Annotated in this window: 18 protein-coding genes; 10 read left to right on the forward strand and 8 right to left on the reverse strand. The window is 73.9% G+C overall.

The window, feature by feature from the left end:
- Nucleotides 1–33: 33 nt before the first annotated feature.
- From ABZ809_RS06090 to ABZ809_RS06100, 3 genes are read right to left on the reverse strand one after another with little or no spacing between them, the layout of a single operon-like run.
- Entirely contained in the window at nucleotides 34–777 is a 744-nt protein-coding gene (locus ABZ809_RS06090; protein WP_357561277.1) for a hypothetical protein, read from the reverse strand.
- Nucleotides 778–779: 2 nt separating this feature from the next.
- Nucleotides 780–1,568: an ABC transporter permease gene (locus ABZ809_RS06095; RefSeq protein ID WP_357561278.1), complete on the reverse strand. Its 789-nt coding sequence runs from the start codon at nucleotides 1,566–1,568 to the stop codon at nucleotides 780–782.
- Nucleotides 1,565–2,461: an ATP-binding cassette domain-containing protein gene (locus ABZ809_RS06100; RefSeq protein WP_357561279.1), complete on the reverse strand. Its 897-nt coding sequence runs from the start codon at nucleotides 2,459–2,461 to the stop codon at nucleotides 1,565–1,567. Before ABZ809_RS06100 ends, ABZ809_RS06095 begins: the two co-directional genes overlap by 4 nt.
- A gap of 133 nt (nucleotides 2,462–2,594) precedes the next feature.
- On the opposite strand from ABZ809_RS06100, the gene ABZ809_RS06105 reads away from it, so the two are divergent.
- Both ABZ809_RS06105 and ABZ809_RS06110 read left to right on the forward strand, forming a co-directional pair.
- A complete protein-coding gene (locus ABZ809_RS06105; RefSeq protein WP_357561280.1) occupies nucleotides 2,595–3,848 on the forward strand; it encodes a histidine kinase in 1,254 nt (417 codons plus the stop codon).
- Nucleotides 3,827–4,618 carry a response regulator transcription factor gene (locus ABZ809_RS06110; RefSeq protein ID WP_357561465.1) on the forward strand — a complete coding sequence of 264 codons (792 nt, stop codon included), beginning with the start codon at nucleotides 3,827–3,829 and terminating at the stop codon, nucleotides 4,616–4,618. The genes ABZ809_RS06105 and ABZ809_RS06110 overlap by 22 nt, the downstream gene beginning before the upstream one ends.
- 107 nt (nucleotides 4,619–4,725) lie before the next feature.
- Here ABZ809_RS06110 and ABZ809_RS06115 read toward each other — a convergent pair whose 3' ends face one another.
- On the reverse strand, nucleotides 4,726–5,511 hold the full coding sequence (locus ABZ809_RS06115) for a D-Ala-D-Ala carboxypeptidase family metallohydrolase (RefSeq protein ID WP_357561281.1): 786 nt from the start codon (nucleotides 5,509–5,511) through the stop codon (nucleotides 4,726–4,728).
- A 305-nt stretch (nucleotides 5,512–5,816) separates the two neighbouring features.
- Here ABZ809_RS06115 and ABZ809_RS06120 point away from each other — a divergent pair, with 305 nt between their 5' ends.
- Together ABZ809_RS06120 and ABZ809_RS06125 are read left to right on the forward strand one after the other, a co-directional pair.
- Nucleotides 5,817–6,458, forward strand: a complete 642-nt coding sequence (locus ABZ809_RS06120) for a hypothetical protein (RefSeq protein WP_357561282.1) — start codon at nucleotides 5,817–5,819, stop codon at nucleotides 6,456–6,458.
- A 50-nt stretch (nucleotides 6,459–6,508) separates the two neighbouring features.
- The gene (locus tag ABZ809_RS06125; protein ID WP_357561283.1) at nucleotides 6,509–6,973 is read left to right on the forward strand and encodes a PPOX class F420-dependent oxidoreductase; all 465 of its coding nucleotides are present in this window, start codon (nucleotides 6,509–6,511) and stop codon (nucleotides 6,971–6,973) included.
- 350 nt (nucleotides 6,974–7,323) lie between these two features.
- On the opposite strand, the gene ABZ809_RS06130 is transcribed toward ABZ809_RS06125, so the two are convergent.
- Nucleotides 7,324–7,965: an NAD(P)H-binding protein gene (locus tag ABZ809_RS06130; RefSeq protein ID WP_357561284.1), complete on the reverse strand. Its 642-nt coding sequence runs from the start codon at nucleotides 7,963–7,965 to the stop codon at nucleotides 7,324–7,326.
- An 89-nt stretch (nucleotides 7,966–8,054) separates the two neighbouring features.
- Nucleotides 8,055–9,287, reverse strand: a complete 1,233-nt coding sequence (locus ABZ809_RS06135; protein ID WP_357561285.1) for a serine hydrolase domain-containing protein — start codon at nucleotides 9,285–9,287, stop codon at nucleotides 8,055–8,057.
- A gap of 78 nt (nucleotides 9,288–9,365) precedes the next feature.
- On the opposite strand from ABZ809_RS06135, the gene ABZ809_RS06140 reads away from it, so the two are divergent.
- From ABZ809_RS06140 to ABZ809_RS06160, 5 genes are all read left to right on the forward strand, one after another.
- Nucleotides 9,366–9,959 (forward strand): pentapeptide repeat-containing protein, encoded by a 594-nt coding sequence (locus ABZ809_RS06140; RefSeq protein ID WP_357561286.1) that lies wholly within the window; start codon nucleotides 9,366–9,368, stop codon nucleotides 9,957–9,959.
- Nucleotides 9,960–10,019: 60 nt separating this feature from the next.
- The gene (locus ABZ809_RS06145; protein WP_357561287.1) at nucleotides 10,020–10,640 is read left to right on the forward strand and encodes an SGNH/GDSL hydrolase family protein; all 621 of its coding nucleotides are present in this window, start codon (nucleotides 10,020–10,022) and stop codon (nucleotides 10,638–10,640) included.
- 113 nt (nucleotides 10,641–10,753) lie between these two features.
- Entirely contained in the window at nucleotides 10,754–11,191 is a 438-nt protein-coding gene (locus ABZ809_RS06150) for a nitroreductase family deazaflavin-dependent oxidoreductase (RefSeq protein ID WP_357561288.1), read from the forward strand.
- Nucleotides 11,192–11,308: 117 nt separating this feature from the next.
- Complete coding sequence (locus ABZ809_RS06155) at nucleotides 11,309–11,653, forward strand: DUF1330 domain-containing protein (protein WP_357561289.1); 345 nt, start codon at nucleotides 11,309–11,311, stop codon at nucleotides 11,651–11,653.
- Between the two features lie 116 nt (nucleotides 11,654–11,769).
- Nucleotides 11,770–12,096, forward strand: coding sequence for a hypothetical protein (locus tag ABZ809_RS06160; protein ID WP_357561290.1), 327 nt, complete (start codon nucleotides 11,770–11,772; stop codon nucleotides 12,094–12,096).
- Between the two features lie 38 nt (nucleotides 12,097–12,134).
- On the opposite strand, the gene dacB is transcribed toward ABZ809_RS06160, so the two are convergent.
- Nucleotides 12,135–13,718 carry a D-alanyl-D-alanine carboxypeptidase/D-alanyl-D-alanine-endopeptidase gene (dacB, locus tag ABZ809_RS06165; RefSeq protein WP_357561291.1) on the reverse strand — a complete coding sequence of 528 codons (1,584 nt, stop codon included), beginning with the start codon at nucleotides 13,716–13,718 and terminating at the stop codon, nucleotides 12,135–12,137.
- Between the two features lie 328 nt (nucleotides 13,719–14,046).
- On the opposite strand from dacB, the gene ABZ809_RS06170 reads away from it, so the two are divergent.
- Nucleotides 14,047–14,328, forward strand: a complete 282-nt coding sequence (locus ABZ809_RS06170) for an adhesin (RefSeq protein ID WP_357561292.1) — start codon at nucleotides 14,047–14,049, stop codon at nucleotides 14,326–14,328.
- 7 nt (nucleotides 14,329–14,335) lie between these two features.
- On the opposite strand, the gene ABZ809_RS06175 is transcribed toward ABZ809_RS06170, so the two are convergent.
- Complete coding sequence (locus ABZ809_RS06175) at nucleotides 14,336–15,439, reverse strand: hypothetical protein (RefSeq protein WP_357561293.1); 1,104 nt, start codon at nucleotides 15,437–15,439, stop codon at nucleotides 14,336–14,338.
- Nucleotides 15,440–15,484 lie beyond the last annotated feature (45 nt).

The raw sequence follows: 15,484 nt of genomic DNA on the forward strand, positions 1-15,484 counted from the left end.
CTCCCCGTCCCCCGGGCCCCGTCACGAGCAACGCTACCGTCCGTCGACCCCCGGCTCAGGGGAAGTGGCGTCCTCCGGCCGGGGCCGAGGGGCCGCCCGGGTCAGCCGCCAGTACTGCCGTTTGCCGTCGTCGCGGATCACCACCCCGGAGCGGGCCAGTTCGCCACGCAGCTCCCGGGCCTCACCGCCCTTGTCGGCGTCGAGCGCCCGCTGCCGGGCCCGCAGCAGCGCGTCCGCGCCGGTCGGCAGCCCGGGCAGGTCCGGCACCCACCGCCGGTACGCGTCCCGGTGCGGGTCGCCCTCCGCCCACGGCCAGCCGTACGCCTGGAAGGCGGCGCGCAGCCGGTCGACGGCCAGGTCCGACCGCTCCCGGACCAGCTCCTCGTCGTCCGGGCCGAGCAGCACCAGATCCTTGCCGTCGACGAAGACGGCCCGCACCGACCGCCGCTCGACGTTCCGGTCCACGCGGTCGCGGCGCAGCCCGACCCGTTCGGTGCCGACGGTGACGGCGAGCCGTTCGGCGGTGCCGACGGTGGCGACCAGCAGGCCGCCCAGCGTGCCGACCGCCGCGCCGCCGATGCCGACCTGCGGGTCGGGCAGCCCGTCGAGCAGCTTGAAGAGGCCCTGCACCGGTGCCCAGGGCAGCCCGGCGATCCAGCCGGCGCCGGTGGCGAGCAGCCATCCGGCGCCCGCGCCGAGCGCCGGGATGCCGCCCCAGAGCACCGCCAGCTCCGCCGCGCCGCCGTCGACGACGGTCGGAGCGCCGTAGCCGTCCACCGTCACGACACCTCGCGGCGCAGCGTGCGGACGAGCCCCGCGACCAGCGGTACGACCAGCCACACCAGCAGCGACACCGCGAACCGCGCCCACTGGTCGGCGGTCACGTCCGGGGTCAGCAGCGGTTCCATGGTGCGGCCGGTGTCCAGCCAGCCCGCCGGCTCGCGCAGCGGCCGGATCATCCCGCCGAGGATCGTCCAGAGCGTCGGCAGCAGCAGGAAGCCGACGATCGCCAGCGGCGTGTTGAGCAGCAGCAGGCCGAAGGCGGCGCCCATCAGCACGTTGGCCACCTGGAGCACCACGGCGTGCAGCAGCAGTGACGCCTCGAAGCGCCAGGTGCCGGCGCCGCCGGTGGCCCCGGCGACCAGCGTGCCGACGGCGGCCACGCCGAGGCTCACCAGCACCGACGCGAGGGCCGCCAGCACCATCGCGGCCAGCTTGGCGGCGACGACCCGCCCCCGCCTCGGGACCAGGGCGTACGTGGTCAGCGCCGTGCGTTGGGACCACTCCCCGGTGACCGACAGGATGCCCAGCACGGGCAGCAGCAGACCGATCGGCAGCATCGACGGGAGAAAGAAGTTGGCGAAGGTCTGCTCCGCGTCGGGCGTCCAGATCAACTGGACCACCGCGATGACGGCGGCGGAGAGCCCGATGGTGATCAGCAGCCAGAGCCCGGCCCGGGTGTCGACGAGCTTGCGCAGCTCGACCCCGGTGAGTCGGAGCAGCGAGGGCCGGCGGACGTCCGACCGGCGACGGGGGGCGACGGCGGGTGGGGTGGCGGTGGTGGTCATCGGACGGCCTCCTTGGTCGACGCGCCGGCGGTCAGGGTGAGGAAGAGCTGTTCGAGACCGCCGCTGCCGGCCGCCCGCAGCTCGGTGAGGGCGACGCCGGCATCGGCGGCGGCCTGCCCGACCGCCTCGGCGGCGGCGCGGACCAGCAGCCCGTCGGTGCCGTCGGTGACCGCCAGCCCGGCCCGCTCGAGCGCCCCGCGCAGCGCCGCGGCGTCCCGGGCGCGGACCAGCGTCCCGCCGCCGGCCAGCAACTCGTCCTTCTCCCCCTGGGCCACGATCCGGCCGCCCCCGATGACCACCAGCCGGTCCGCGACCGCCTCCACCTCGCGCAGCAGGTGGGAGGAGAGCAGCACGGTGCCGCCCCGGTCGGCGTAGTCGCGCAGCAGGCCGCGCATCCAGAAGATCCCCTCCGGGTCGAGGCCGTTGGCCGGCTCGTCGAGGATCAACACCCGGGGGTCGCCCAGCATCGCGTGCGCCAGGCCGAGCCGCTGGCGCATCCCCAGCGAGTACGCCCGCACACGGCGCTTCGCGGCGACCCCGTTCAGCCCGACCAGGTCGAGCTTGGCGGCCACCTGCCGGCGGTCCACACCCATCGTGGCGGCGGCCACGGTCAGGGCCTCCCGGCCGGTGCGCCCGGCGTGCTGGGCCGAGGCGTCCAGCAGCACACCCACCTCCAGGCCGGGGTTGGGCAGCTCCCGGTACGGCCGGCCGGCGACGGTGGCGCCGCCGCCGCTGGGCGGGGTGAGTCCGCAGATCATCCGCATGGTGGTGGACTTGCCGGCGCCGTTCGGCCCGAGGAAGCCGGTGACGGTGCCCGGCTCGCAGCGGAACGACACGTCGTCGACGGCGGTGTGCCGCCCGTACCGTTTGGTGAGGTGTTCCACGCTGATCATGCCGGTAACGCTGCCGGAGCCACCTGGTCGCCCGCTGCGGCCGACGGTCTTCGCCGGGGGCTACCTTGGTCGATGCCGGGGTCTCGACTTTGGTAGCTGGTCGCTCCGTCGGGCGGCTGCCTAGCATGGGTCCGTGACCAGTGCCGCCGTACCGGAGCACCCCTGGCTGCTGCCGGGGGCGCTGGGCGTCGACCCGGTGGCACGGGCGGGTCGGGGGCCGCGTCGCACCACCCGCGACTGGGTGGTGGACAGCCTCTGCTTCCTGCTCTCCCTCGTCTGGGTCCTGCTCGCCACCGCCGACGCGGCCTCGCCCGACCCGGAGTTCGCCACCCCGCTGCCGCACGACTGGATGGTCCCGGTCGACGCGCTGCTCGGGCTCGTCTGCTGCGCGCTGCTCTGGGTGCGGCGCCGGTGGCCGCTGGGGCTCGCGGTCGCGACGCTGCCGCTGACCGTGTTCTCGATGGCGGCGGCGATCCCGTCGCTGATCGTCTTCTTCACCGTCGTGGTGCACCGGCGCACGGCCGTCGCGCTCTGGATGACCGCCGCCGGTCTGGTCACCAACTTCGCCTTCTGCTACCTGCGCCCGGATCCGCACCTGCCGTACTGGATCGCCACCGCCTGGGGCGTGGTGATCAGCCTCTCCGTGCTGGCGTGGGGGATGTTCGTCCGGGCCCGGCGGCAGCTCGTCGTGTCGCTGCGCGAGCGGGCCGAGCGGGCCGAGGCGGAGCAGCAGTTGCGGGTGGCGCAGGCCCGGCACCTGGAGCGCACCCGGATCGCCCGGGAGATGCACGACGTGCTGGCGCACCGGATCTCGCTGCTCAGCCTGCACGCCGGCGCGCTGGAGTTCCGGCCGGACGCGCCGGCCGAGGAGGTGGCGCGGGCGGCCGGAGTGATCCGGGGCAGCGCCCACGCCGCGTTGCAGGACCTGCGCGAGGTGATCGGGGTGCTCCGCGCGGAGGCCACCGCCGAGGAGGCTCCGGAACGCCCGCAGCCCACCCTGGGCGACCTGCCCGCGCTCATCGAGGAGTCCCGGTCCGCCGGGGTCCGGATCGGTGTCCGCGAGGTGGTCGCGGCGGCGGAGGAGGTGCCCGCGGGGGTGGGCCGCAGCGTCTACCGGATCGTGCAGGAGGGGCTGACCAACGCCCGCAAGCACGCGGCCGGCGCCACGGTCACCGTGGACCTGGCCGGTGCCCCGGGCGACGGGCTGACCGTGGAGGTCCGCAACCGGTGGCCGGTCGGGGGTGTCGCCGGCCCGGAGATTCCCGGCGCGGGCACCGGCCTGGTCGGCATCGCGGAGCGGGTCAGCCTGGCCGGCGGCCGGCTGGAGTACGGGCGGGACGACTCGGGCGACTTCCGGCTCGCCGCCTGGCTGCCGTGGCCGGCGTGACCGGGCCGCTGCCGGGCGGGCCCGGGGCCACCTCGGGGTCGGCCCCGGGCAGGCCCGGTTCCACCTCCGGATCGGCCCCGGGCGGGCCCGGACCCACCTCCGACCGGCCGGTGCGGGTGCTGATCGTCGACGACGACGCGCTGGTCCGGGCCGGCCTGTCGATGATCCTCGGCGGGGTGCCGGACCTGCTGGTGGTCGGCGAGGCCGCCGACGGCACCGAGGTGCCGGCAGCCGTGGCCGCCTGCGCGCCGGACGTGGTGCTGATGGACATCCGGATGCCCCGGCTCGACGGGCTCGCCGCCACCGAGGCGCTGCGCGCGTCCCCCGACCCGCCGGAGGTGCTGGTGCTGACCACCTTCGACGCCGACGAGCAGGTGCTCCGGGCGTTGCGGGCCGGGGCCGGCGGCTTCCTGCTCAAGGACACCCCGCCGGCTGAGATCGTGCGGGCGGTCCACCGGGTCGCGGCGGGGGAGGCCACGCTCTCCCCCGTGGTGACCCGCCGGCTCATCGACCACGTGACCGCCCAGGGGGCGGTCGGCGGTCCCGATCCGCGCCGGGAACGGGCGCTGCGGCAGCTCGCCGGGCTCAGCGACCGGGAGCGCGAGGTCGCCGTCGCGCTCGGGCAGGGCCGGACGAACGCGGAGATCGCCACCGAGCTGTTCATGAGCGTCGCGACCGTCAAGGCGTACGTGTCGCGACTTCTGGTCAAGCTCGAACTGAACAACCGGGTCCAGGTGGCCCTGCTGGTCCACGACGCCGGCCTCGTCTGACCGGGGGACGCCCGGCGCGACAGGGCGACGCCGGCCGGGGCACGGATGAAACACCCGCGTCCCGGCCGGCGTGGCCGTGGACCGGCCCGGTCAGTCGGCCGACCGGCTCAGTCGCCGGTGCCGACCCCGCAGTTCGGCGCGGACCAGCTGGTGGTGTTCGGGGTGTTGTCGCGGTTGTTCTCCCGCCGCGAGTCGACGTGCACGTGGTCGCCGTGGTCCGGGTAGCCCGGCCCGTAGATCCCGCTGAAGCCCCGGTTGCGGGCGTCCCGGGCGATCTGGCACAGGGAGCTGTTGCCCGCCACGATGTCGGCGGCGTTGCCGTAGAGGTGTTGGCTGTCCGACGCCCCGCCGACCTGGCTGTTGCAGGTGCGGCTGCGGAACCCGCTGCTCACCCGGAGCGGCTCGTCGCCGAGGCTGTGCCGCATCGCCTCCAGCTTCCACATCGTGCGCAGCGCGTTCTGCTTGGTCTGGGCGGCGGAGAGCGGGCCGCCGGTCCAGCCCCCGATACCGCAGCCGTTGTCCATCTCGCTGAAGGTGAAGTGCCGCGGCGTGCAGTCGTCGTCCTGGAGGTTGTAGAGCTTGGCGTACGTCTCCGGGCCGGCGATGCCGTCGACCCGCAGCCCGTACGCGGCCTGGAACCGCTTGACCGCGGCGGCGGTCTTCGGCCCGAAGCGACCGTCGATCTCCACGATGTCCCGGTTGCCGGCCCAGCCGGCCACCCGGGTCTGCAACTGTCGGACGTCGTCGCCGGAGCGCCCCTGGTAGAGGTTGCGCTTCCACGTGTAGCAGCCGTCGGCATGGGCCGCTGGCGCGGCGACCACCGTGGCGACAGCGGCTGCCGGCAGCGCCAGGGCGAATGCGACAGCCGCTCGTTTCAGGGTGTTAACGCGCACAGAAGTCCTCCCGATAGGAGTACGAATGGGGTGGCTTCCGGGACATCGACCGGGGCGTCCCGTCATTTCCACCCTGGCAGGCGGACGGCCGTTTGGCGGCGGATAACGAGAATTGTCCTCACGATTCGCTGTTCCTGTGTCCTGCCTGGGAATTGGGGCACATTGCGAAACGCCCATTCGCCGGCAATCGGCGAGGAAAGCGCGAACGGCGCGGAAGGGCGCACCGTGCCGGGCCCCGAAGTGAGGTTCCCCCACAGGTCCGACCCCGGTAACCTCAGCGCCGGCGGGGACCGGGAGGAGGCGATGTGGCACGCGGTGGCGTCTTCTGCGTCGAGGGCCAGTGGCACCGGGACCTCAACGAGCGCGGCTCGGTCCTGCCCACTCTGGAACTGCTCGAACGGCTCGGGAAGATCCGCTTCATCCACAAGGACGCGGCGACCCGCGACGAACTCTTCTATTTCGTCGACCGCTGGTTGCTCAAGCAGTACGCCGACCACCGTGTCGGCTTCTTCGCGATGCACGGCGAGCCCAGCCGACTCTGTCTCACCGACTGGGAATCCGTCCCCCTCGCCGACGTCGCGGAGTTGATGGCGGGCCGTTGCGAGGGCCGCCGGCTCTATTTCGGCAGCTGTTCGGTGCTGCGCGCCTCCGACGCGGTGCTGCGGGAGTTCCTCGACGCCACCGGAGCGGCACTGATCTGCGGTTTCACCCGGGAGGTGGACTGGGTCGAGTCCGCCGCCTTCGAAACCGTCCTGCTCGACGTGCTGGCCAACGGTCAGCGCCACAACGCCGCCGAACTGCGGATGGGCTCCGCGCACTGGGCGCCGCTCGCCTCGTACCTCGGCTTCCGGGTGATCTACGCCAACGGCCGCGCCTGGCGGCCCTTGGTCCGCCCCCGGGTGCCCGCGCAGCCCGCTGCCGGCCGGGCCGCCGCGCGACCCCGGTGACCCGCCCGGTTGCGGTCGCGGCGAGCCGGGCGCGCTGGTAGGAACGAACGATGGCACGCAGCATCGCGACGAACACCCGGGTCGACCGGACCGAGCTGATCGAGTTCCTCCGGCCACGGCACCGGGTGGTGCTGATGACCAGCCGCGCCGACGGCCGGCCGCAGTCGTCCCCGGTCTCCGCCGGGGTGGACGGCGAGGGCCGGCTGGTGATCTCCACCTATCCGGAGCGGGCCAAGGTGGCCAACATCCGCCGCGACCCCCGGGTGTCGGCGTGCGTGCTCTCCGACGACTGGAACGGCCCGTGGGTGCAGGTCGACGGCACCGCCGAGGTGCTGGACCTGCCCGAGGCGCTGGAACCGCTCGTCGACTACTTCCGCAGCGTCTCCGGCGAACACCCGGACTGGGACGAGTACCGGGCGGCGATGGTCCGCCAGGGCAAGTCGCTGATCCGGGTCACCATCGCGGAGTGGGGGCCGGTGGCCACCGGCGGCTTCCCCGCCCGCCTCGCGGACTGACCCGGCGTCCGGTCTGCCCGGCGGGCGCCTGCGGTGCTCGGCAGGCGGACCGGCAGACCCGGGCCGGGGCCGGCGGGCCGGTCAGGCCTCGCGGGGCGTGCCACGACGGGACGAGGCCGGCGCCGATCCGCCACCTGCCCCGTCTACGCGACCGGGCACCGCCCGGGTGCTCGCAGCGCGCCTGCCCCAGGTATGCAACCGGGTACCGCCCAAGTGCTCGCAGCGCAGGCACTGTCGACCTGCCCCATGCATGCGACCGAGCGTTGCCCCACCGGTAGGGGCAGCTCGACAGTGTGCGCGGGTCGACAGCGCCCGCACCAGCACCGCGGCTGCCGGGCCGGTCGCGGCACTCAGTAGGCGGCCGTGAAACGGCGGTTCTCGTGCCGCGGCTCCTCGATCTCGTCGACGATCGCCACCGCCAGGTCCTCATAGCTGAGCACCGAGCGGCCCTCGCGGTCGGTAACCGGCTCGTCGCCGCCGGTGCGGTAGTGCCCGGTGCGCTCGCCCGGGTGGAACTCCAGCGGCGGCGGTGACACGTACGTCCAGGTCACCCCGTCGGCCGAGGAGCGGTAGAAGTCGAGGGCCTCGGCCTGGCCCATGGCCGACTCGCGGTACTCCTCGGGAAAGTCCGGCTCGTCGAGGTAGCGGGTGCCCTTCGGGGTCAGCAGCGTCGACCCGCCGCCGACGTGGATGATCCGGGGCGCGGCCGGCATCCCCCGTAGCGCGCCGACCAGGTTGTACGCCGCGGCGAGCCAGAGCCCGTGCTCGCCGCCGCCGATCGCCACCACCATGACGTCCGTGTCCGGCGCCAGCTCCCGTACGCTCCGCTCGCTGGTGGCGTCCCCGGTGACCACCGTGACCGCCGGCGGCAGGTAGGAGGTGGCCTCCGGGCGGCGCACCGCCGCGGTGACCCGGTGCCCCCGGCCGACCGCCTCGGCGGTGATCCGTGATCCCGCGGTGCCACCCGCGCCGAACACGACGATGTTGCTCATGGCCGACCACCTCCCGCCCCGCCCGACGTAGTCCGCCTCCAGGCTATTGACCCGGTCGGCCGGCCGGTGCCGTTACGGTGATCCCGGGCTCAGTCGACCAGGGCGGAGTAGACGAGCTGCCGCAACTGCGGCCGGATCGGGTGGGTGCTCGACGGCATGAGCTGGGTGAAGAACAGGGCCGTGACCTCCTCCGCCGGGTCGACCCAGAACGCCGTGCTGGCCACGCCGCCCCAGTAGTACTCGCCGACGCTGCTCGGCACCCGGCTCGGCACGGGGTCGTCGATCACGGCGAAGCCGAGCCCGAAGCCGATCCCGTCGAGGGTGGTCTCGGCGAAGCCGCCGACGGAGAGGGCGGCCAGGTCCCGCCCGCCGGGCAGGTGGTTCCGGGTCATGAAGCGCACAGTGCGCGGCCCCAGCACGCGTACCCCGTCCAGCTCGCCGCCGCGCAGCAGCATCTGGGTGAACCGGTGGTAGTCGGCGGCGCTGGTGATCAGGCCGCCGCCGCCGGAGAGCAGCAGCGGCTTCTCGTACGCCAGGGCGCCCAGCTTGTCGAACCGCGCCGCCCGGCCGGTGCGCGGGTCGGGCGCGTACAGCGCGGCGAGCCGGTCGGCGGCGTCGCCCTCGGCCCACCAGTGCGTGTCGGTCATGCCCAGCGGGCGGAAGATCCGGTCGGCGAAGAAGTCGTCCAGGCGTTGCCCGGAGACCACCTCGACCAGCCGGCCGAGCACGTCGGTGGCGACCGAGTAGCCCCACGCGGAGCCGGGCTGGAACAGCAGGGGCAGCTCCCCGAAGGCCTGGCAGGCCGTGGCGAGGTCGACGTCCAACGGCGGGTACAGGTCGTAGCCGGCGGCCCGGTAGATGCCGTCGACCACCGAGGTCTGCATGAAGCCGTACGTCAGGCCGGCGGTGTGGGTCAGCAGGTGCCAGATCCGGATCGGCTCGATCGCCGGCACCGTGTAGGGCTTGAGCGCCGAGCCCTTGGAGTAGACCCGGACGTCGGCGAACTCGGGCAGCCACCGGCTGATCTCGTCGGTCAGCTCGAAGCGGCCCTCCTCCCAGAGGATCATCGCGGCGACGGAGGTGACCGGCTTGGTCATCGAGTAGATGCGCCAGAGCGTGTCCGCCTCGACCGGCGCGCCCGCCTCGGCGTCGCGCAGCCCGTACGTGGACGAGTGGGCGATCTCGCCGCGCCGGGTGACCAGCACCTGGAATCCGGCGAGGCGGCCGTCGTCGACGTACCTGCCGAAGTGCTCGTCGATCCGCGCCAGCCGGGCGGGGTCGAAGCCGATCTGGTCCGGGTCGATGCTGCGCGCCACACTCACGCCGCCGAAACTACTAGTCGGTACGCCCCGCCGGAAGGGGCGGCCCCCGATGTCGGACCCGGCCGATAGCCTGGCCCGGTGCCTGAGCTGACCGAGGACGCGACGTTCCGCGACGAGGACTGGTACGGCGAGGAGCTGGCGGACCGGCGCTTCGTCCGCTGCTCGTTCCTCCACGTCGACCTGACCGAGGCGGTCAGCCGGGGCGCGGTCTTCGACGGGTGCACCTTCGGCAACGTGCGGTTCAACGCCTCCCGGCACACCGACTCGGCCTTCACCCGCTGCGCCTTCCGGCGGTGCAACCTCTTCGAGGCGGAGTTCACCGGCTGCAAGCTCGTGGGCAGCACCTTCGCCGAGTGCGACCTGCGGCCGTTGACGATCTCGGGTGGCGACTGGTCGTTCGTCGCGCTTCCCGGCGCCGACCTGCGCGGAGTCCGGGTCACCGACGTCCGGATGCGCGAGGTCGACCTGACCGGGGCCAACCTGAGCGGCGCCACGGTCACCGGCGTCGACCTCTCCGCCGCGCAGTTGCACCGCGTCCGGCTGACCGGCGCCGATTTGCGCGCCAGCGACCTGACCGCGCTCGACCCGACGACCGTGGAGCGGGCCGGGGCGATCGTCGACGCCACGCAGGCCATGGTGATCGCGCAGGCCCTGGGGTTCGAGATCCGCTAGTGCCGTGACCAGCGCATCCACGAATCTTGACAATTTCTCGCGGGCTCGTAGCCTGTGCCGGTGATCTTTCAGCAGGGGCAGCGTGTCGTGTTCATCGGCGACAGCATCACCGACTGCGGCCGGCGGGACCACGCGGAGCCCTACGGTGACGGATACATGAGCCTGGTGCGGGCGTTCGTCACGGCTGCGCATCCCGAACTCGGCCTGAGCTGGGTCAACCGCGGCGTCAGCGGCGACACCGTACGCAACCTCGCCGCACGCTGGCAGCACGACGTGATCGAGCAGCGGCCGGACTGGCTCAGCGTGAAGATCGGCATCAACGACGTGTGGCGCCTCTTCAAGGGCCGCCCGACCGAGGCGGTGCCGATCGGGGAGTACGAGTCCACGCTGCGGGCGCTGCTGACCGAGGCGGTGGAGCGTACGGGCTGCGGACTCGTCCTCGCTGATCCGTACTTCATCGAGTCTGATCGTGACGATCCGCAGTACGTCATGACCGGCGAGTACGCCAGGGTCGTCGCGGCGCTGGCGGAAGAGTTCGGGGCGCGGCACGTGCCGACGCAGGCCGCGTTCGACCGCGTGCTCGAGACGACCCGCCCGGACGACTGGGCCGGCGACCGGATCCACCCGAACCTGGCCGGGCACGCCGTCATCGCGCGCGCGTTCCTGGCGGTCATCGACTGACGGCGGGCACCGCCAGGAAAGCAGACGCCGGCTGTCAGCTTCGCCCGGCGTCCGGCCGGGACCGGGAGTAGCGTGGTCGGGGCGACCGGGTGCGCGAGCGAACGGGAGGGCCGATGACGTCGAGCGAGCAGGTGCTGGACAGCCCGCAGAGCTGGGTGGCCGAACACATCCGGCGCTACGTCGAGACCGACGGCGCCGAGGGGCACGAGTGGCGGCCCGGGGTCTTCACGCTGCTGTTGACCACCCGGGGCCGGCGCAGCGGCACGTTGCGGCGCACCGCGCTGATCTACGGCCGGGACGGCGAGTCGTACCTGGTGGTCGCGTCGCAGGGCGGCGACCCGAAGCACCCGGCCTGGTATCTCAACCTGCTCGACGAGCCGGTCGTCGAGGTGCAGGTGGGCGCCGAGCGGTTCAGCGCGCGGGCGCGTACCGCGACGGCGGCGGAGAAGCCGGCGATGTGGACCAGGATGGCCACCGTCTGGCCGGCGTACGACGACTACCAGGCGAGGACCGACCGGGACATCCCCGTCGTCGTGCTCGAACGTCTCTGACCGGGCGGCCGGGCGCCGTTACCCCACGGGTAATCGACGCCGGGCGGGTGCGCGCGTGAGACTCGGCGTACCGCTCCGGTCGTCCGGCCGGGCGGCCGGCTCTCCGGGGGAGGACCCATGCCCGCGTTCGCGCTCGCGCACCTGCACGACGTCCCGATCAACGAGGACATCCTCACCTATATCGAACGGATCCAGGCCACCCTGGATCCGTTCGAGGGACGGTTCCGGGTGCACGGCACGACGGTCGAGGTCCGGGAGGGGGACTGGCCCGGCACCGTGGTCATCATCGAGTTTCCCGACCTCGACCGGGCCCGGGCCTGGTACGACTCGCCGGCCTACCAGGAGATCCTGCCGCTGCGCGCCCGGCACATCCCAGGCTCGACCGTGATCGTCGAGGGGGTCGGCCCCGGCTACGACGCCCGTCGGACGGCGGCCCGGATCCGTGCGCAGGCCACCGGCTGACCGACGGCTCCGCCTGCGGAGTCCACGGGCTGGGACAGTTTGTCCGTCGCGCTGTGTCGCGGCTGCCGTAACTTTCTGCTGTCCACGTCCGACCATCCCCAGTGGAGGATCGACCGATGAGCAGCACCGCCACCCGCACCGTCCGTCCGGCCGTCCTCCGGGGCGCCGGGGAGCAGTCCGGGGAGGTGCTCCGGGAGATTCCGCTGCCGCCGTACGTCACCGCCGAGGACGCCCAGTTCGCCGTGCGGGCGGTCGTGGTGCACGCGCCCCGGATCTGGTCCGGCGGGACGGTCTGCCGCAACGACGCCAGCCCGCACCCGTGCCGGCTGCACCGCTGGGGGACCCGGGTGCTGGCGCGGCGCGGCCTGCGTCCCGCCGAGATCGCCGCACTGATCGAGCGCGGCGATCCGACAGTCGAGCCTCCGCACCGTCCCGGCGCCTGAGTGCCGGCGGGGCCCCCGCACCGGGCCCCGCCGGCCCGTCAGCAGGCGCTCGGCTTCACCCAGGAGCACTCCCGGCCCTCCGGGGCCAGGGGGGTGTCGGGCGCCGCCGGGGGCGCGACGCGCGCACCGGTCGGGCCCTGCTCGGTGTACGCGGCCAGCGCGATCGCGATCTGGTCCTCCAGGTTCTTCACCGACGAGGCGAGGTAGTTGTTGAGCAGGATCGAGAACGCCAGCAGCCGGCCGTCGGCGTCGGTGACGTAGCCGGAGAGCCCGGACACGCCGGTCAGGCTGCCGGTCTTGGCGTGCACGTTGCCGGCCGCCGGGGTGCCCCGCATCCGGCTGCGCAGCGTCCCGCCCACGAAGCGCTCGGCGTCCCCGGCGATCGGCAGGGCCGCGTACCAGGTGTCGAACCAGGGTTCCGCCCGCACGGCGGTGAGCAGGTCGACGAACTCGTCGGCCGGGATCAGGTTGCGCCGGGAGAGCCCGGAGCCGTCCCGCTGCCGCAGCGTGCCGGTGTCCATCCCGGCGTCGGCGACGTACCCGCTGATCTCGGCCAGCCCCGCCGACCAGGTGCCGGAGCCGGCGAGCACCCGGCCGATCTCCTTGGTCAGCACCTCGGCGTGCCCGTTGTTCGACAGCTTGAGGAACGGCACCATCAGCTCGGCCAGGGGCATCGAGCGGTGCCGCGCCACCTCGGCCGTGCCCTCGGGGGTCGCCCGGCCGAGCACCGTCCGGCCGAGCACCCGTACGCCGTGCCGGCGCAGCGCCGACCGGAAGACGTCGGCGGCGTAGCCGGTGGGCTCCCAGACGCTCACCCAGTCGCTCGTGGACGCGGCGCCGAGCGCGATCTGCCCGGTGACCACGACCGTGTTACTGCCGTGCCGGCGCTCGAAGGAGATGGAGGTCTGCCCACCGGCGACCGTCTCGGCCCGGTTGTCGATCTTCAGGTAGCCGGTGGCGGGGGCGGTGCTGACGACCGGGCGCGCGCCGACGCTGGCGCCGGGGGCGGCCTGCACGATGACGGTGCCCGCGTCGTAGTCGGTGTCCGGCGCGACGGTCAGCGCCGAGACCTGCGCGGCGTAGTAGTACGGCTCGTCGTCCCAGGTCCAGTCCGGGCCGAGGCGGGTGCTGTCGTAGCGGGTGTCGTCGGCCACCAGGTTTCCGGTGACCACGCGTACGCCCGCGGCGGCCACCTGCGCGGCCAGCGCGTCGTAGTCGGCGGCCAGCATGGTCGGGTCGCCGCCGCCGCGCAGGTAGAGGTCGCCGGAGACCAGGCCGGCGCGGCGGGTGCCGCCGGTCCGCACCTCGGTGCTGAACCGGTGCCCCGGCCCGAGCAGTTCCAGCGCCGCCGCCGAGGTCAGCAGCTTGGTGTTGGAGGCGGGCACCAGGCGGCGTTCGCCGTTGCGGTGGTAGACGGTCGCACCGGTGGACGCGTCCTTGACCACCACCGAGACCTGCGCCCCGTCGAGCCGGCTGTCGGCGAGGATCGCGTCGATGGTGGCGTTCAGGCGGGTCGCCGCGGGGGTCGGCGACTCGGCGGTGGCGGTGGGCGCACCCGCCGTGGCCGCGGCGGCGACCAGCGCCACCAGCGCGAGCGTCCGGGGGAAGAGACGACGATGCATGGGCTGATGCTGCCATGGAGATATCTGCCAGGAAAGACCGCCGGCAGAAGGAAACTTTCCAAACGGGCTGCGTGAGCGCAGGTACGCGGTGGTCGGTTACCCGTCTCCGGCCGGTTCACGCCCGACGGCTCGCCGGCGTACGCCACTGACCGGGCTCTATTTGACGGATCCCCCGGCAGGGGGCACCGTAGGCCGTGGAGGGGCCCTCAGCTGCCCCGGAGCGCGACCGCGACCTGCGGGTCGCCCTTCCGTCGCCTCCCACGTGTGCTCGTGCGCGGGCCGATCCCGGTCCGTACCGCGAAACCGAGAATCCACGAGGAGTTCCGCCATGCTCACCATGACCGACAACGCCGTAATGGTGATCCGAGACCTCGCCACCCAGCAGGACGTCGCGCAGGACGGTGGCGTGCGGATCGCCGCCGACACCGACGCGGGCTCGCTCACCGTCGAGCTGGTCGCCGAACCGGTCGAGGGCGACCAGGTGGTCGACAACCAGGGCGCGCGGATCTTCCTGGACTCCGACGCCGCCGACCTGCTCGGCGACGCGTCGGTGGACGCGAGCGTCGACGACGAGGGCATCGTGCAGTTCGGGTTCACCGAGAAGCAGTGATCGTGGGTCAGCCCGCCCGGCGGGTCTCCCCGGGCCGGTGCGGCCGGGTGGGACGGCCGCGCTCCGGGGGCGCCTGACCGGGCGGCCACGACCCCGGTCGGGACTCCCCGCCGGGGTGCGCGAGCGTGGCCAGCACGTGCGCCAGGTGGTGCGACGTGCTCCACGCCGCCCAGTTGCTGGCCGAGCCCGCGCCGGCACCCCGCCGGGCACGCCGGAAGATCTCGTGGTCGCCCCAGGAGAACGCCGCCCCGGTGGCGGGCCAGTGCGGCGCCGAGACGACCGTGCGGCACAGGTCCGCGAACCGGTCGTCGCCCCGCCCGCCCCGCCGCGACCAGCGGTACACCCACCAGGCGCCGTCCGTGGTGTAGCGGACGGTGGGCAGCCGGTCGCCCGGCTGGTCGGCGCCGGGCACCGCGGATCCGACGCCGTAGTCGCCGTACCCGACGCCGAGATCGGCCAGCCGCTGCCAGAGCTGCCAGTCCCAGCGGTCGAGGCGTACCGGTTCGTCGGTGGGCAGGCGGGACATCGCGCCGGGCATCCCGCCCGCCGCCACGCTCACCGAGTGCCAGGCGTGCCGGCGGGCCCACTCCAGCAGCCGGCGGATCCGGGGCTCGGCCATCCGCACGTCGGCCGGGCAGCACACGTCGCCCGCGTCGAGGAGCAGGTCGCACTGCTCGGGCACCAACCGGGCGAGCCGCCAGATCCGCTCCGCCGCCGCCGTGGCCGCGTCCGGGCCGGCCCGGTCCTGGCCGACCCGGAGCCGGACGACCGCCCGGTGGGTGTGGGCCCGGGCCGCGGCGCCGTGCGCCACCAGGCGCCGGTCGCCGTCCGCGAGCCCGATCACCGGCACCAGCGGTACGCCCCAGCGGACCAGCTCGGTCTCCGGGGTGTCGGGCAGGCCGGTGACGTCGACGGCCGTGAGCAGCCCGTCGGGCAGCCGGCCGAGCATGTCCAGGGTGAACTGGTCCAGGATGGACACCTGAAGGACCGGGGCGAGCATGGGCGCGACGACGTCGTCGAGATGACCGAGCGCCTCCAGCTCACCCCGCCGGTTGGCGAGGATGGGGCGGTAGACCGGTTCCGCCGCCCGGCCCCGGTGGGCGGGCACCATACCTCAATGTAGCCAGACATCGGCGCCGGTCACAGGGGCGACCGG

It is taken from the genome of Micromonospora sp. NPDC047074 (assembly GCF_040643815.1).
GTDB lineage: Bacteria > Actinomycetota > Actinomycetes > Mycobacteriales > Micromonosporaceae > Micromonospora.

Bases quoted from the DNA above. Each gene is read 5' to 3' on its own strand.
- ABZ809_RS06095 (WP_357561278.1), bottom strand. From the start codon at position 1,568: ATGACCACCACCGCCACCCCACCCGCCGTCGCCCCCCGTCGCCGGTCG.
- ABZ809_RS06100 (WP_357561279.1), bottom strand. From the start codon at position 2,461: ATGATCAGCGTGGAACACCTCACCAAACGGTACGGGCGGCACACCGCC.
- ABZ809_RS06125 (WP_357561283.1), top strand. From the start codon at position 6,509: ATGGCACGCAGCATCGCGACGAACACCCGGGTCGACCGGACCGAGCTG.
- ABZ809_RS06130 (WP_357561284.1), bottom strand. From the start codon at position 7,965: ATGAGCAACATCGTCGTGTTCGGCGCGGGTGGCACCGCGGGATCACGG.
- ABZ809_RS06150 (WP_357561288.1), top strand. From the start codon at position 10,754: ATGACGTCGAGCGAGCAGGTGCTGGACAGCCCGCAGAGCTGGGTGGCC.
- ABZ809_RS06155 (WP_357561289.1), top strand. From the start codon at position 11,309: ATGCCCGCGTTCGCGCTCGCGCACCTGCACGACGTCCCGATCAACGAG.
- ABZ809_RS06160 (WP_357561290.1), top strand. From the start codon at position 11,770: ATGAGCAGCACCGCCACCCGCACCGTCCGTCCGGCCGTCCTCCGGGGC.
- dacB (WP_357561291.1), bottom strand. From the start codon at position 13,718: ATGCATCGTCGTCTCTTCCCCCGGACGCTCGCGCTGGTGGCGCTGGTC.
- ABZ809_RS06170 (WP_357561292.1), top strand. From the start codon at position 14,047: ATGCTCACCATGACCGACAACGCCGTAATGGTGATCCGAGACCTCGCC.
- ABZ809_RS06175 (WP_357561293.1), bottom strand. From the start codon at position 15,439: ATGGTGCCCGCCCACCGGGGCCGGGCGGCGGAACCGGTCTACCGCCCC.